Origin of the sequence: Acinetobacter sp. Colony158, from assembly GCF_019264745.1 — a bacterium.
GTDB classification, from domain to species: domain Bacteria; phylum Pseudomonadota; class Gammaproteobacteria; order Pseudomonadales; family Moraxellaceae; genus Acinetobacter; species Acinetobacter ursingii.
Window position 1 is genome coordinate 650,701 of record NZ_CP078523.1, and the last position, 1,338, is coordinate 652,038.

The 1,338-nt window shown below is 41.1% G+C and carries 2 protein-coding genes; one reads left to right on the forward strand and one right to left on the reverse strand.

Annotated features, from left to right (window positions below; all coding sequences use genetic code 11):
• The coding region (gene dapE / locus JR005_RS14375) for a succinyl-diaminopimelate desuccinylase (protein WP_228731735.1) at positions 1-620 on the forward strand (620 nt) is incomplete at its 5' end.
• 113 nt (positions 621-733) lie between these two features.
• Here dapE and JR005_RS14380 read toward each other — a convergent pair.
• On the reverse strand, positions 734-1,338 hold a 605-nt coding region (locus JR005_RS14380; protein ID WP_228731736.1), incomplete at its 5' end, for an OmpA family protein.

The following is a 1,338-nucleotide window of genomic DNA, read 5'->3' on the forward strand; positions in this document are numbered from 1 at the left end:
GCGATATTATCAAAAATGGACGCCGTGGCTCACTCAATGGCGTTTTAACGGTTAAAGGTAAACAAGGACATGTTGCTTATCCGCATCTGGCGCGTAATCCAATTCATTTGGCTGCCGCTGCTATTGATGAACTGTGTGAAACAGTCTGGGATGAAGGTAATCAATATTTTCCAGCGACCACTTTCCAAATCTCCAACATTCATTCTGGAACAGGAGCAACTAATGTTGTTCCGGGAACACTAGAAGTAACCTTTAATTTTAGATACTCAACCGAAGTTACAGCAGAGATTTTAAAACAGCGTGTTATAGATTTACTTAATCGACATGGGTTTGAGTATCATATCGACTGGACTCTGTCAGGATTACCTTTTTTAACTCCTGTTGGCGAACTCGTCAATGCAGCCAAACATGCGATTCAAAAAGTTACAGGCACTAAAAGTCAATTATCGACAACTGGCGGCACTTCAGATGGACGCTTTATCGCCCCTACTGGCGCACAAGTTTTAGAATTGGGCGTACTAAATGCATCTATCCATCAAATTAATGAGCATGTGAATGTTGCCGATCTAGAACCTTTAGCTGAAATCTATGAGGAAATGCTAACGAAGCTTCTTACCTAAGCTAAAATTGATCTCATAAATGCACTTTTGAGTGCATTTTTTATATTTATATTGAGAATAGCAATAAAAAAAGAGCAGCTCTAAAGCTGCTCTTTTGCAATCAAAAACTCAGATTATTGAGCTTGTTGACCAGGTTGAACTACGACAGTACGGCTACCAGTAATTGTAGCGAATACACGACGGTTCATAGCGCGACCTTCTTTCGTGCTGTTGTCAGCAATCGGTTGATCCCACGCGAAACCTTGAGTAGATAAACGAGCTGCATCGATGTTGTATTCGTTTACAAGAGCTGATTTAACAGAGTTAGCACGAGCTAGAGATAAACGTTCGTTCAACTTACGAGGACCAGTGTTATCTGTGTGACCATCGATACGAGCAGTTGCGTTAGGGTATTCAACTAACTTTTCAGCAACTTTCGCGATTTCTGGCTTATATTGATCTTTGATGTTTGATTTGTTTGTATCAAAGAACACACGAAGTTCCATGTTAAGGTCTTCAGTCAACTCTTGTGGTTGAGGTTGAACTGGAGTTGGCTCAACTGGAGCAACTTCAACAACTGGAGCAGCTGGTTTCAAATGACCACCAAGAACTACGTTCAAACCTGCAAGTGCAGTATAGTTCCAGAATTGTTCATCAAAGTTATATGTACCACGAGCTTCAGTACGAAGTGACAATGCATCGTTTAAGCGCCAGAATGCACCAACACCAGCATTACCAA